The sequence below is a fragment of the Streptomyces sp. NPDC001663 genome, assembly GCF_042893105.1.
Classification (GTDB): Bacteria; Actinomycetota; Actinomycetes; order Streptomycetales; family Streptomycetaceae; genus Streptomyces.
Map to the genome: position 1 here is coordinate 37,140 of NZ_JBIAUR010000013.1, position 12,854 is coordinate 49,993.

General features: G+C 72.6%; 15 protein-coding genes. All 15 read right to left on the minus strand.

Translation table 11 applies throughout. The features are described from left to right. Nucleotides 1-74: 74 nt before the first annotated feature. The 15 genes from ACFY1L_RS35990 to ACFY1L_RS36060 all read right to left on the minus strand — a co-directional run bounded on the left by ACFY1L_RS35990 (nucleotide 75) and on the right by ACFY1L_RS36060 (nucleotide 12,822). Nucleotides 75-650: a hypothetical protein gene (locus ACFY1L_RS35990; protein WP_388833769.1), complete on the minus strand. Its 576-nt coding sequence runs from the start codon at nucleotides 648-650 to the stop codon at nucleotides 75-77. A 106-nt stretch (nucleotides 651-756) separates the two neighbouring features. Then, nucleotides 757-1,215, minus strand: a complete 459-nt coding sequence (locus ACFY1L_RS35995) for an XF1762 family protein (protein ID WP_388833772.1) — start codon at nucleotides 1,213-1,215, stop codon at nucleotides 757-759. Continuing rightward, entirely contained in the window at nucleotides 1,212-2,999 is a 1,788-nt protein-coding gene (locus ACFY1L_RS36000) for a type IV secretory system conjugative DNA transfer family protein (RefSeq protein ID WP_388833775.1), read from the minus strand. Before ACFY1L_RS36000 ends, ACFY1L_RS35995 begins: the two co-directional genes overlap by 4 nt. Before the next feature lie 32 nt (nucleotides 3,000-3,031). Beyond that, nucleotides 3,032-3,793: a DUF317 domain-containing protein gene (locus tag ACFY1L_RS36005; protein ID WP_388833778.1), complete on the minus strand. Its 762-nt coding sequence runs from the start codon at nucleotides 3,791-3,793 to the stop codon at nucleotides 3,032-3,034. Between the two features lie 2 nt (nucleotides 3,794-3,795). Further along, complete coding sequence (locus ACFY1L_RS36010) at nucleotides 3,796-4,395, minus strand: hypothetical protein (RefSeq protein ID WP_388833781.1); 600 nt, start codon at nucleotides 4,393-4,395, stop codon at nucleotides 3,796-3,798. Between the two features lie 2 nt (nucleotides 4,396-4,397). Continuing rightward, nucleotides 4,398-5,225, minus strand: coding sequence for a DUF317 domain-containing protein (locus ACFY1L_RS36015; protein WP_388833784.1), 828 nt, complete (start codon nucleotides 5,223-5,225; stop codon nucleotides 4,398-4,400). Between the two features lie 153 nt (nucleotides 5,226-5,378). Then, nucleotides 5,379-6,185 carry a DUF317 domain-containing protein gene (locus tag ACFY1L_RS36020; protein ID WP_388833787.1) on the minus strand — a complete coding sequence of 269 codons (807 nt, stop codon included), beginning with the start codon at nucleotides 6,183-6,185 and terminating at the stop codon, nucleotides 5,379-5,381. Beyond that, nucleotides 6,182-6,565: a hypothetical protein gene (locus ACFY1L_RS36025; RefSeq protein WP_388833789.1), complete on the minus strand. Its 384-nt coding sequence runs from the start codon at nucleotides 6,563-6,565 to the stop codon at nucleotides 6,182-6,184. Before ACFY1L_RS36025 ends, ACFY1L_RS36020 begins: the two co-directional genes overlap by 4 nt. A 176-nt stretch (nucleotides 6,566-6,741) precedes the next feature. After that, a complete protein-coding gene (locus ACFY1L_RS36030) occupies nucleotides 6,742-7,620 on the minus strand; it encodes a DUF317 domain-containing protein (RefSeq protein WP_388833791.1) in 879 nt (292 codons plus the stop codon). A 42-nt stretch (nucleotides 7,621-7,662) separates the two neighbouring features. Then, nucleotides 7,663-8,064 (minus strand): hypothetical protein, encoded by a 402-nt coding sequence (locus ACFY1L_RS36035; RefSeq protein ID WP_388833794.1) that lies wholly within the window; start codon nucleotides 8,062-8,064, stop codon nucleotides 7,663-7,665. 15 nt (nucleotides 8,065-8,079) lie between these two features. Continuing rightward, complete coding sequence (locus ACFY1L_RS36040; RefSeq protein WP_388833797.1) at nucleotides 8,080-8,733, minus strand: hypothetical protein; 654 nt, start codon at nucleotides 8,731-8,733, stop codon at nucleotides 8,080-8,082. After that, the gene (locus ACFY1L_RS36045) at nucleotides 8,730-9,485 is read right to left on the minus strand and encodes a hypothetical protein (protein ID WP_388833804.1); all 756 of its coding nucleotides are present in this window, start codon (nucleotides 9,483-9,485) and stop codon (nucleotides 8,730-8,732) included. The genes ACFY1L_RS36040 and ACFY1L_RS36045 overlap by 4 nt, the downstream gene beginning before the upstream one ends. 24 nt (nucleotides 9,486-9,509) lie before the next feature. Then, on the minus strand, nucleotides 9,510-10,988 hold the full coding sequence (locus tag ACFY1L_RS36050; protein ID WP_388833811.1) for a hypothetical protein: 1,479 nt from the start codon (nucleotides 10,986-10,988) through the stop codon (nucleotides 9,510-9,512). Nucleotides 10,989-11,831: 843 nt separating this feature from the next. After that, the gene (locus ACFY1L_RS36055) at nucleotides 11,832-12,269 is read right to left on the minus strand and encodes a hypothetical protein (protein ID WP_388833814.1); all 438 of its coding nucleotides are present in this window, start codon (nucleotides 12,267-12,269) and stop codon (nucleotides 11,832-11,834) included. Between the two features lie 103 nt (nucleotides 12,270-12,372). Beyond that, on the minus strand, nucleotides 12,373-12,822 hold the full coding sequence (locus tag ACFY1L_RS36060; RefSeq protein ID WP_388833817.1) for a hypothetical protein: 450 nt from the start codon (nucleotides 12,820-12,822) through the stop codon (nucleotides 12,373-12,375). Between the last annotated feature and the right edge of the window lie 32 nt (nucleotides 12,823-12,854).

The window sequence follows — 12,854 nt, forward strand, 5'->3', positions numbered from 1 at the left end:
AGGAGAAGGGGGCTGCGGATAGCGCGGTGAGCAGGCCCGGCGCGTTGACGGGTGAGGGGTAGGCGCCCCCGCCGTCAGCGCCGTGTGTGGGTGAACGGCTTCGGCGCGGGGCGTGGTGGCGCCGGGGAGGACGGCGTGGATGCGGGGGCGGACGCCTTCTCTGAGCCGTTCGCCAGCGCATGGGCGATGAGCTGCTGGTCTTCGGTGCGGGAGGCGGTTGAAGCCAGCCGCCGCGAGAGCAGTCGTGCCAGAGCGCGGTATGTGGTGGCCGCCCGCTGCATTTCGTCACCGGCTCGTCGGAGCTGGTCACGGCTGGTCTTGGGGGTGGGGTCGGCATCCTCGTACAGCAGGACCTCGGTGCGGTGGTGGATGGCGAGGTTGCACAGCGTGGCCGCCAGCGAGACCTGGGCACAGGCGCCGGCGAGGTGAGCGAGGTTCTCCTGGCCGCCCTTCATGACCGCGTACTGGCTCGTCGACAGGTCATGGAACTGCCGGGTGCATTCCATGGCCAGCTGCTGGACGCGCAGGCTGAGGGGCGCGATCTCGCGGACCGGCCGGGTGATGTCGCCTTCCCGGATGCGTTCCGCCTCCTCGCGCAGGTCCTTTAGTGCGGGGGCCACCTGGCCGAGGAGACGGGTGTGCTCGCTCATGTCGAGGCTCTGCAAGGCAACTCCGGACTGGGGACGACGTGAGGGAACGGGTGGGTGAGGAGAAGGGACGGACGGCGTACGACGGGCCGGTGCGGGCTGCGGGTGGTCAGGGTGCTTCCCACAGGAGACGGGCGGTGCGGTCGTTGCCGTGGCCGGCGCGGGGCCGGGAGGGGGTGTGCCATCCACTGCGGGGTGGGCGGCTGGCGATGATGCGCCAGCCGCTGCCGCGCAGCGACGCGCCGCTTTCGCCCTCCTGCGGGTAGGTGATCAATCGCCGGTATCCGAGCGCCTTCGCTGCCCGCCACGCAGCCCCGTACAGCAGGGAGTTGGCGTTGCGCGCGCCGTCGCTGGCGGTGCGCGTGACTTCCAGGGTGGTCCCGTCGTCGAAATGGCGGGCGACTGGCCGGCCCACGATGGCCACGGCCCGGAGGATGCCTTCTCCGTCGGCGGCTCCGACGGCGAAGATCTGTCCGGCGGGCGGTGGATGGTGACGGTGCCAGGTCCGCACGAACTCCTTCGCGTCGCGTGAGCGGACCGGCACCAGGTGCAGCCGGGATCGGTTCACGCGGCCTTGCCGAAGTCGGACTTCGCCGGGGTGTGTTTGGCGACGGCGCGCGCGGTGATGCCCCTGGAGGCCCGCTCCGAGGCGGCGGCCAGCTCACCGGCACCCGGCTCCGCGTACCACGGGCGCAGGTCGAGCATGGCGGCCCGCAAACCGGTGGCGAAAACGAGAGCGGTGCCCTTGGGCAGCGCGCGGATCGCGTCCGCGGGCAGGATCCGTTCCTGACGCATCGACACCGAGGTCGACTTCCCGGACTCGGAGGTGGAGGTGGAGGTGGTCTGAACGTCGTGGTCGCCGATGAGCCGGGAGAGCTTGTCCGCGAAGTCCGGGTCGTCGATGCCGGAGCCGATCACCTTGACGGTGGAGGCGGACCACATCGCGTCCATGCCCGCGTCCCCCCAGACCTTCTGGCCCTGGCGGTAGGACTGCAGGATCGTGATCGGGATGATCCCGCGCGAGCCCAAGTGGCTGTACAGGTCCGGCAGATCGGAGATTTTGCAGACGTTGGCGGCCTCGTCGAGGATTGCGAGCATCGGCGGGTCGAGGCGCCCGCCGGCGCGCTCGGCCTGGGCGGTCGCGGCCCGCATCACGGAGTCCGCGCACGCCGCGATCAGCGCGGATGCTCCCCCTCCGCCATCCTTGGACAGCAGGTACAGGGTGTCGGCAGAGGTGACGAACTGCGACGGCCGGAACTCGGGGACGTCCTTCTGCGGGGTGACCCAGGCGGCGATCTCGGAGTTGAGGAGGGCCGCGGCGTACTGCCGGGCGGTCTCGTAGATACCGTCACGGGTCTCGGGCGGTCCCTCGACGGTTCCCTTCAACTGGGCGGCGACCGCGGTGAACTGGTGGTCGCGCAGGATGTCCAGCGGGGTGCGGTCGGCGGGGAACGCGAGCCACTGCATGACGTCCGTGACGGGGCGTTCGTCGAGCGCGGCGGCGAGGAACAACTGCGAGAGGATGTTGCTGCCAGCCTTGGACCAGAAGTCGCCCTGCTGGGAGGCGTCCACAGAGGCGGCGAGGAAGTGTCCGGCCAGGCGGCCCGCGCCGTCGAGGGTCTTGGCGTCGGCGAGCGGGTTCCACCACATCGAGCGTTCGGCGTGCGCGATCTGCTGCGGGTCCATCGACCACACCCGTCCGATGACGGCGCGGGCGTCGAGGGTGGCGGTGTAGGCGTCGCCGGCCGCCTTGTTCGAGGTCAACAGGACCGCGCCGGGGGCCGCCAGGATGGAGGGGATCGCGAGGCTGGTGGTCTTGCCGGACCGGGGGGCCATGATCGCGACGGCGACGTCCTCGTATCCCATGCGGACTTCGTGACGGGTGCCCTGGAGGTTGCCGAGGAGGATGCCGGTGTCGGCGGCGTCGATGTGCTTGGAGTGTTTCAGGCTCGGGCGCAGGGAGCGGGCCTTGGCGGTGATCGCCTTGGCCATCAGGGGTTCGATGTCCCGGGCCTTGGCCATGCCCGTGATCTTCTTCCGGCTGGTGCCGCGGTTCTTGTGCCGCCCCCACAGGAGGGCGGCGGTGGTGGCGAGCGCGAGGAGGATCACGATCGGGGCGATGCGCGCGCCGATCAGCAGGGGCGTTTCTCCGAGGTCGGGCCAGAGCCGTTCGGGGTGGAACAGGGCGATGGCCGGCTGGTAGGGGGCCCAGGCGCCTCCGGTGAGGTAGGCGGTGATGTTCCCGGACAGCCAGGCGAGGTGGGACAGGGGGACGACGACGGCGAGCGCTCCCAGCAGGAGCCGGAAGACAACGTCGTAGCCGTCGGTGCTGTTCGTAGAGGAGGAAGGCAAGAGGGGCTAAGGGTTCCGGTGAGGCGGCGGGATCAGCGGGTGCGGCCGGTGCCGGGCGGCCTGGGCTGAATGCCTGGCGGCGAGGGCAGGGCGGGGCGGCGGGCACCGAGTGCGCGGACACGCTCTTCGAGGGCGAAGGCGGCCTGTTCGGCGGTGACTTCGCGCCGTACCCGGGTGACGAGGCGGGGGTTGAGCGTGGGCAGCCGCTGGGTGTCGAGGGCGCGGGCAACCGGGCTGGGGTCGGCGAGCGAGGTGGTGAACGCGGCGAGCAGGTGGGCAGGGGTGTGCTCGCCGAACCGGGCCTGCCACACCGGCTGGGAGCCGCTGTTGAGTACGGTGGTGGCGAAGAAGGGCCCGTGGCACTGGACGTGGGTGGTGGCGTCGGGTGAGACGAGTCTGGTCTGGGTGCTGGCGGGCACCCAGCCTGCCTGCCGCAGCGGCTCGTACGGATCTGCCTCGACGGCGGTGGCAGCGTTCGGGTCGGTGAGGGCGTCGAGGAAGGCGCCGATCACGTCGACCGGGGTACGGGCGCCGAAACTCGCGTACCAGGCGGGCCTGCCGGGCGCGGGTGCGTGGTGGAGGGTCCACCACTGGCCGTCGGGGTCGGGGTCCAGCCGCAGGTGGGCCTTCTGGTCCGGGCTGGTGAGGACGACGCGCGGCAGCAGGGGGTCCTGGCCGTAGCTCCAGCCGCAGGCGTGGTGCAGGGGGACGGTGATCCAGGCAGGGTCACCGCCGTCGGCCAGGTGACGCGGCGCGACGAAGCCGACCTCGACCATCTCTGGTCCTGGGGCCATGGTCACCTGCGCACCGTGAGGGTCGGGCCGGGCGCGGGGAGGACCGGTATCGCGACGGGGGGCGGTGCCAGCGGGGACGGGGCGTGCCGGGCCGCGGTGTTGATATCGCCGATCACGCCGCCGTGGGTGGCCCAGTCGTCGAGATGGCTCCAGCACGCGGCGTGGTGCTCGGCAAGGACGTCGTCGAAGACCGAGGCGCCGGGCGCGGCACCGGCCGGGAGGCCGTCGCGGGTGAGCAGCCACTGCTCGTGCAAGGCGTCGAGCCGGTCGAGAGCGCCGCGCAGGACGCCGAGCCGGTAGACCCAGTGCGCCTGGACCGAGCCCGGGGGCAGGGTGGGCAGTTGCGCGTCGGCCGTGGCCAGCAGGTGGCGGGCGCCGGCGCGTACGGTCTCGAACGCGGCGGCGGTGTCGGCGTCGCGCTGGCGCTGGCGCAGTCCGTAGGCGTGGTCGTCGTACGGCCAGCCGTCGAGGTCGGTGTGCTCGTCGGAGTATTCGTCCCACGCGGTAAGGATCTTCTCGCTGTCCTGGATGAAGACGTCGAGGTAGTGCAGGAAGTCGCGGTGAGCGAGATGGTCGAAGGAGATCGGAAGGGGTCCTCTCAAGATCAGCGGCGGGCGGTGGGCCGGGCGGCAGGGCTGGTCGCCGGGGCCTGGGCCGCTGTGGGTGTCTGCTGCTGTCGGCGGGCGGCGCGTGCCTGGGCGCGGATCGCGTCGAGGCGGCGGGTGTGCCCGGCGACGATCTGCTGCAGCGTGAGCGGGCTGGGCTCCTGAACGACGCTGTAGTGGGCGGTGCGTTCGTACATGCCGCGCTGGAGCGGAGCCGGGGCGGCGAGCGCGGCGACGAACGCGTCGATCAGATGGACCGGGGTGCGGCTGCTGAAGACGGCATGCCACAGGCGCGGGCCCCGGGGGATGCCGTGTCCCGGCTCGTTCGCCTCGATGTGCCAGAACCTGGTGCTGTGACCGTCGATGAAGCGCCGCTCCACCAAGCACATGTCGTCGGGCGAGCGCGCCGCGTCCGCCGCGTCGGTCGGCCAGTTCGCCGACTGCAGCCTGCGGAATGGATCGCTCTGCTCGGCCGGTGGTGGGGCGACAAGGGCGTCGGTCACGGCGGCGAGGAGTTCGGCGGGGACGAGTTTGCCGAACTCCGCGTACCAGCCGGGCTCGGAGCCGGTGTGCTCGGCCCGCAGCCGCCACCAGGCGGAGGTGGCGGACTGCGGGTCGAACTGGAGGCTGTGGCGCTGGCCGGGGCTGGTGAGGACGATCTCGGGGCTGAGCGGGTCGGAGGTGCGCCGCCATCCGGCGGCGGCCAGACCGTGGGTGACGCGGAGCCCGTCGCCGGGCCCGGCGAGGTGGCGGGGACTGGTGTCGAAGGGGATCCGCCAGGCGTGAGCGTCGGCGAAGGCCGCCAACTGCTGCTGGCTCACCGGCATCGGCCCCACCTCCGGGAGTTCGGCGGCGTGTCCGCTGACAGGGCGAGCCTCGGCCCCGTGGACGGGTAGCCGGCGGGGCGGGAGAGGAGTGAGGAGTGGACAGCGTCCACGATCGGGGCGCGCACAGGGCTCCTGGGCGGTCGGCGGGCAGGGTCAACGGCGGGCGCGGGCGCGGGTGCCGCCGGCGGAGGCGTGGGGGCGCGGTGCGGTCCGTGGCCGGTTGGCGTTCCAGGAGCGGGCCCAGGTGGCGGCACGGGCGGCGGTGATCCGGGCCTGCTGCCAGGCGGAGAGCTGGGAAGGCAGGACCGACACGGACGTGGTGCGGATCTTCGCGGTGTGCGGGACGCGCCCGCGGGGGCGCATCACCGGCTCCGGGCTGGCGAGCGCGGCGGAGAAGGCAGCGACGAGGTGCATCGGGGTGGTGGGGGCGAACTGGGCGCTCCAGCCGCTGCCGCGCGGGTCGCCCGCACCGGACCACCACAGGGCGTCACCGGTCGTGTCCTGGCGAAAGTGCAGCCATGCCGAACCGTCCCGGCTGGTAGCCGTGTAGTGGCGGCCCTCGCTCTGCAGCTGCCAGCGCTGCTCCTTGAGCGGCGCCCACACATTGGGGGCGTGGGCGGACGGGGGCTGGGTCAGGGCGTCGGTCAGCCCGGCGACGATCTCCACCGGGGTCTGCCGGCCCAGCGTGGCCCACCACTCGGCCTGGTGCCCTCGCGCTGCGCCGCGGATGGCCCAGCCGCCCGGCTGGATGTACGGGTCGTAGGAGATGCGGACCGTGCGGTCCGGGCTCTCCAGCGCCAGCGGACCGTCCTTCTTGGAGCGATCCCGCCAGCCGGAGGCGCGCAGGTACTCCGAGACGTGCCGGATGTCGCCGCCGCCGGCGAGGGCACGGGGTTCGATGAGGTAGTGCTGTTCGGGCTGCTCGCCCGGGCCCCAGCTGGCCCACTGCTTCCTCTTCACCGGTGCCGCCGCACGACCAGCGGGGCCGGGGCCGGGGGGTTTGCCGCCGCCGGGATGGGCTGCTGGCTGAGGTGGCGCAGGGTCGTGCGGTGTTCGTCGAGGTCGTAGGCGATGTCGTCGAGTTCGTTCGCCGCGCGGCCCAGAGCGAGCCAGACCTCTGCGGGCAGCCGCCCCTGCTCGGCCTGGGTCTTGGCGAACCGGCTGCCGGCGATCACGAGGCTGGTGACGCCGCCGAGGACGCCGTCGTCCGGATCGAGAATGCGGGCGATGACGAACGTGGCCTCGGTGGGGGGTAGTTGGGCGAGGTGGTCGGTGAGCCGGTCGAGCTGACGGGTGATTTCGTCGGCCAGCAGCACCGGGTTCACGGTGGGGTGGGTCATGCTCCTCCAGGGCGCGGGGTCGGGCTCAGTGGTGGTGGCGGTGGCCGATGCGTCGGGCGTCGGCGCGCACGGTCGCGGGGTGTGAGCCGGCCAGGGGCACGGTGTGGTCGGGGCGGACGGGGATGCAGGCGCGCAGGTAGCGGCGGAAGAGGAAGACGGCCAGACGGGGCGGACGCTCAGCGGTGATCGGAGGTGGTGCGGTACGAGGGGGAGTGCGGGGTACGGAGGGCTCCTGGACGAAGAAGGTGAGGTGGACCGGGGACGGCGGTGGCCCGCGGGTCAGCGGTGACGGCCGGCCGGAGTCGGCGAGGCGGGCTTCGGCGGCGCGGCAGCGGCCTTCGGCCCGCTGGCCCGTCTGCGCGGGCGTCGGCGATCCGCGCTTCGAGCAGGGCCTGCTCGTCGTTCCAGCCGTGCGATGTCCGGGCCAGTCGGGTGTAGGGCCCGCAGCCGTACATCGGCATGCAGATGGCCATCCGCGGCAGCGGGTCCTCGCGGGCGAGGCTGCGGGTGAACGCCGTGACGACCGCGGGCGGGGTATGGGTACTGAAGGCGGCTGTCCACCAGCGGTACCGGTTCACCGCGCACTCGGCGTGCCACGGTCTCGGTGCGTCGTGGCGGGCGGATTCCTCGGTGACGCGGACCAGGCCGTCTGGTGACACCGCCGTCGAGGCGGGGCCGGTGCCGTCCGGGATCCAGCCTGCCTCCAGCAGAGGGTCAAGGACCGTGGAGCTGCTGGTGGTTGGCGGGTGGCGCATGGTGTCGACCATGGCGGTGACGTACTCGACGGGCAGATGCGCGCCGAGGAGTACTTCCCACTGGCGTCCGTCCGGGTCGGTGGCGCGCAGGTTCCAGGTCCAGCCCGCCCGCCTCTGGTGGACGACGTGCAGGCGCCCGTCGGGGCTGGCCAGCGCGGTGTGCTGGTCGATCGTGGACATGTTGTGCCAGCCGTGTCCGCGCAGCAGCAACTCGGTCAGATGCTCCCAATCACCCCCGCCGGCGAGGTGGCCCGGAGCGGCCAGCACATAGGGGACGGCAGACGGCGGACGCGGCGGCAACCGGGGTGTACTCCTGTCGGACGGAGAGCGGGCTGGGACGGTTCAGCCACGCGGGCGGCGGGACGGGCGGGCCGCTGCGGGCGAAGCGGCTGCCGCTGTGATCCGCTGCGCGCGGAGGTCCTCCACGGCGCGGCGGTAGACGTCTTGATCGAAGAGATAGCCGGGGATGTGAACGGTGTAACCGGCCGCGAGGAGGGCGGGAACGGCACGGGTGGCCAGCTGCTTCGTCTCGTCCTCGCCGAGGTGGCCGGGGGCCTCGTGCCAGATGTAGGCAGGTCCCTCGTCACCGATGGGCCGGACGGTGTGGCGTTCGAAGCCCAACTCGTCGAGCAGCGCGAGGAGTTGTTCGGGAGCGCCGGTGAGGGTGTCGGCGTGGACGGTGTCGGTCAGGGGCCTGCGGTAGATCACTATGTCGGTGCCTTCGTCATCGGCACGATTTCCCACGAACGGGTCTCCGGTTCAGTGGTGGCGGGACAGGGGTGCGGAGGGACGTGCCGCCGCACTGGGCGTCGTCGTGGTGGGTGCCGGCCGGTGGCCAGTGCGCGCGGCGTGATTGCGGGCGAGGAGGATGCTGTCGGCGGTGCGGGCGAGGGCATGGGCCGTCTCCCCGAGCCGCGCGGCCGGTTCAGGGTCCGCGCCCGCGGCTCTCAGCACATGGGACCAGCTGATGAAGGTGCCGACGACGGCCTCGCGCAGGAGCGTCAGCAGGCCCGCATCGGGTTCGGCGATCTCGGTCAGGACCGCGGCGGCCTCGGCGCCGCTGCGCGCGTCCAAGGCCCGCCGGGAGAGCTGGGCGAGATAGCGCCGGGCGGCCTCGCGTTCGCCGTCGGGCGCATCGAAGGCGTTCAGCGCTGGGTCGAGGTGGACGCTGTAGCCGGCGCCGAGCAAGGCGTGCGAGGCGGCCGTGGCCTTTCCCCGCTCCTCTTCGATCGAGAGGTGGTGAGGGAGGCGGTGGTATTCGCCCCGGGGACCGGGGGCATCGAGGAAACCGTTGCGCTGGAGGATGCCGGCCGCTTCCTGGGTGCCGCCGAGGGCGATGACCAGCCCGGTGCGGGAGTCCTTGGTGATGGTGATGTACTCCCGCACCGCGAAGTCAGGCTCGCCCGGCGTCATCGCGTCCTGGTCGCCGAGGACCGGGGCGCGGCTGGGGCCGGCGCGGCGGGCGGGGTGGCGGCGGGGGCGACCCGGCCCGAGGGATGCGGGATTGCCAGAGCGATGCCATGGGCATTGAGCCGCAGTCCCAACGCGCGGACGGCGCGGGCCTGCACTGTGGTGTCGTCGCCTCTGAGACGGTAGATCCCGGTCTGCTGTTCGGGGACGAAGCCGTGGGCGGCCAGCACGTCCGGGGCGATCTCGCCGACGGGGGCGGCGGCCAGGCTGCCGTCTGGCTGCCAGGTCAGCATGACCCGGTCGGGTGTCGACGGCTGGACGTCGGCGGCGGCGTTGTGGCGGACCTGGGCGAGCGCGGTCTCGTAGCGGGCGAGCAGGTCACCGGCGACCCGCTCGGCCCCCAGGAACGGATCGTCCGTCAGCGTGATGCCGCTTGGTTCACGCACGCCGCGGTACGCCTCGTCCGGCAGACCGCGCGGGGCGACGGCGGCGATGAGGAAGCCCTCGCGCTCGCCGGGCCGGTCGATGACGGCGAGCTGGGCGCCGTCCGGGCGGGACAGGACGGCCGCCTGCCGCAGCGGCTGCTCGGCCAGGGCGGCGGCGACGAGGTCCAAGTCCCAGATACGGTCCGTCAGTTCGGCGAGGTCGTCCTTGTCGTCGGACGGGTGGTAGGCGCTAGTCCAGTCGCCGGGGAGTTCACCGGCGAGGACGTCGGCGTACGAGGCGAGGCGCTCAGGGTCATCGTAGGGGTGCATGGTGTCCTTGAGAGGGAAGGGAGATCAGCGGCGCAGCCCGGCGACCACCGCGGGTGGGGGTGGCACCGGCGCGGTGCGCGGCGGGGGTGGGCAGGCACACACGGCGGAGCGTTCGCGTTCCTCGGCCGGAACCTCTTGGGCGCAGGCGCGGCGGCGGGGGTGCGGAGCGTGCCGGTCGGCGAGGGCGTTGCGGGTGTGGATGAGGTCGGTGCGCAGAACGTGCAGATGCTCGTCGGCGAGATGGCGCAGCCGCCGGGCGGTGTACGGGCCGGCTGCCGCGCCGAGACCATCGTGAAAGTCGGCCGCGGCGTACAGGACTTGCTCGATCGCGGCGAGGACGCCGTCGTACGGGGCGGTCAGCTCGGTGAGAACGTCGGCCGCGTCCTCGGTGGTGGTCGCCTCGCGGAGGCGTACGGCGAGGTGGGCGACCGAGGACCCCAGCGTGGGATAGCGGGCCGGACGGCGATCGGTGGCGAACTCCTCGTCGCAGGCGACGTAGTAGCTGGCGGCGCGGAGGCGGGCGACAGCCTCGGTGGCGAGCCGGGTCTCGGTGTCCGGGGCCAGGCCGGTGGGGGCGCGGTGGAAGGTCTCGTGGAGGCGGACGACGGGCACGAAGCCCACGCGCTCCAGGATGCTGTGCGCCTCACTGCCGCCGCCGCGAGCGAGGACCTCAGCGGAGTGCGGGTCACGCTGGACGGTCAGGAAGCGATCGGCCGAAGGCAAAGAAGCGTTTCTCCTACGGTGCGTGGCGGGCGGAGCCGGGGCAGGCGCCGTACGCAGACGGGGTGGCGCGGCGAGCCGGCCGGCCGTGGCGTCGAGGTCCTCCTGGACGTGGTGAAGGCGGGTGGCGATCAGTTCCAGGCGGCGCGCGGTGTCCGAGCCGGCGGTGCCCGCCTGGTGCGCGAGGCGGTGGGCGGTGTGCTCGATCAGCCCCCGGACGGTGGCCAGCGGTCCCGACTGCTCGTCGGCCAGCTGCGTGAGCAGGCCCGCGAGCTGGGCCGACGCGGTTGGCAGGCTCCGCGTGGAGCCCGGGCCGGCGGAGGTCGCTACCGGGATGAGGTGCAGGTCCTGCTCGATGCGCCGGGCCTCGTCGTTCAGGCGTCGGCCGAGATCGACGGGCGGGTGCTGCCAGGTGCCGTCGAGGCGGATGAGGTTGGCGACAAGGTCGAGGCGGCCGGGCTTGGCCTGGACGGCGATCCACCGGCAGCTGTTCGCGTCGCCAGGGACCTCGATTCCGGCGGCGCGGGCGAGACGGTGGGCGATCTCGGCCCACTCCGCACCGCTGAGGTCACGGTCGTCGGGGTGGAGGCGGACATTGAGGTGGGAGATGGCCTGCCGGTCACCGCGGGGGCTGGCCGCGAACGGGTTCTCGAAGAGCGGGTCTTCGAGGTGGTCGGCCCACTGGACGGCGCTCCACGTCGCCTGCTCGTCGTCCAGGGTGTACGAGTCCAGGGCGGGCCAGTAGGCGACGATCGTGTGCTCGGTCAGACCGTCCTTCGGCATGACCGCCCTGCCGAGGGCCTCGCTGAGCGGATCGTGTGCGCTGTGGGTGCGTTCGTTGACGCGGGGGATCACGTGGGGTTGCCTCCGGGGACGAGAAGGTGGTGGTGAAGGTCGCGGGCGGTCGCGGTCGGGACCGCTCGCGCACGAGATCGGCGTGGACCGTGGTGTCGCCCGGCGGCAGCAGGTCCAGGGCGCGGTCGATGGCCGCGAGGGACGCGTCGTAGTGGCCGAGTCGGCGCAGCGCGCCCGCCCGCCGGAAGGCGACGATCGGGTCCGTGGCGGCGTGGAGGGGCGGCCGGGTGCTGAGGGCGAGGAGCCGCTGCGCACCCTGGTCCAGGTCGAGGCCGAGCCACAGTCCGTGCAGCAGGACGTGCAGGGTCTTGGCGTGATCGCCGGCCTCGTCGAGGACCTCGTCCATCACGGCCAGGCCCTCGGGGCGGGACTGGCCCAGAAGCGCGAAGGCGTACAAGGCCCGGCTGTAGCAGTCCAGCGGCCCGCGTTCACTCTTCAGGAGCGGTTCGGCGAGGGACTGGAGGGCGGCGCAGCGGAAGTCGTACCGAAGCCCCGAAAAGTACAGGTGCCGGTAGGTACGGGCGGTGACCGGGTCGAGGCCGGCGGCGGTGACCTGGCCGGGATGCAGCAGGGTGAGGACGGTGTTCCCGGCGGCGCGCGCGGCCCAGGCGGCATCCGCACACACCTCGGCCGACTCCTGCCAGTCGGCGCCGAGCTTGCGCAGGTTGCCGGCCAGGCGGGTCGGCCACAACGGGTCCGCGGTGTTCTCGGTGACGCGGGTGCTGGCCCGCAGCAGGCCGAGAGCGCGGCCGGGACGCCGCAGGGGAAGCGTCACCGGCAGGACCGGACATCGGCGATGTGGACCAGCTGGCCGAGGGCGGTGGTGGTGTACCAGCCGCAGTCGACGAGCGCGTCGGCTCCGGCGTGCCGGGGCAGGAGGCGGTCCTCCATGGCACGCAGGTAGATCAGGCAGTCCGGGCAGCGACGCGAGAGGTGCACCAGGTAGCGGGGGTTGGCGGTGATGTAGGTCTGGGCGCCGCCGGTGGCATCCCGCAGCCGCCATCCGTCCTCGTCGGTCGGGGTGTGCCAGGACGGGGCGACGACACGCATCGCATCCCCCCAAAGCTCCTTGCCGGCCACGCCTTTGAGGACGACGACCTGGTCTCCTGCCTCGAAGTGGGCGTGGGTGATGTCCCGGGCGGGGGTGAGCGGGTCGGGCGTCCGCGCGAAGGCCGGCGTCGGCGGAGGCGTTGAGGAGGGCGGGAACATGCAGATCCTTCCACGCAGTTGCGGGGTGTCGGCGAGAGGATCAATGGTCCGCAGGAACGCCGGTTTGGCTAACCGGCGATCGTCGGCTATGTTCCCCCGCCGGTCACCGGAACGGGTTCTCCGTCCCGCGGTCCTGCTCTCCTGCGGAGTCAAGGAGTTCGAGCAGGTCAGCGCCTTCTGCGTCGCGCTGGTCGATCCACCATCCGGCCCGGGTGACCGTGCGGGCCTTCTCCTCCAGCTGGGCCCAGTCGGCCTCGTCCCAGATGCCTTCGACGACCAGTGCGGTGTGCGCGGCGGTCACCAGCTGGTGACGGGAGCGCTCGCCCCAGTCCAGGGCCCGCTCGGGTCCTTCGAGCGGCGGCATGTCGAACTGCTCGGCCCACTCGCGGGCGGCCTGCTGCTCCTCGGCGCGCTTGGCGGCGAGCCAGGCTTCCTTGGATTCCGTGTCGGAGTCGCGGGCGGCCTTCCAGCAGTCGGTGCAGTCGCGGCCTTCGAGCCAGCGGGCAAATCCAGCGCGCCGGTCAGCGGCCCGGTCGGACAGGTTGTGTGCCACTTCGTGTCCACAGCTGTGGACAATTTTCCAGG

Excerpts from the sequence above, each read along its gene's own strand:
- ACFY1L_RS35990 (WP_388833769.1), bottom strand. The coding sequence starts at position 650 with ATGAGCGAGCACACCCGTCTCCTCGGCCAGGTGGCCCCCGCACTAAAG.
- ACFY1L_RS36005 (WP_388833778.1), bottom strand. The coding sequence starts at position 3,793 with ATGGCCCCAGGACCAGAGATGGTCGAGGTCGGCTTCGTCGCGCCGCGT.
- ACFY1L_RS36015 (WP_388833784.1), bottom strand. The coding sequence starts at position 5,225 with ATGCCGGTGAGCCAGCAGCAGTTGGCGGCCTTCGCCGACGCTCACGCC.
- ACFY1L_RS36025 (WP_388833789.1), bottom strand. The coding sequence starts at position 6,565 with ATGACCCACCCCACCGTGAACCCGGTGCTGCTGGCCGACGAAATCACC.
- ACFY1L_RS36040 (WP_388833797.1), bottom strand. The coding sequence starts at position 8,733 with ATGACGCCGGGCGAGCCTGACTTCGCGGTGCGGGAGTACATCACCATC.
- ACFY1L_RS36045 (WP_388833804.1), bottom strand. The coding sequence starts at position 9,485 with ATGCACCCCTACGATGACCCTGAGCGCCTCGCCTCGTACGCCGACGTC.
- ACFY1L_RS36050 (WP_388833811.1), bottom strand. The coding sequence starts at position 10,988 with ATGCCGAAGGACGGTCTGACCGAGCACACGATCGTCGCCTACTGGCCC.
- ACFY1L_RS36055 (WP_388833814.1), bottom strand. The coding sequence starts at position 12,269 with ATGTTCCCGCCCTCCTCAACGCCTCCGCCGACGCCGGCCTTCGCGCGG.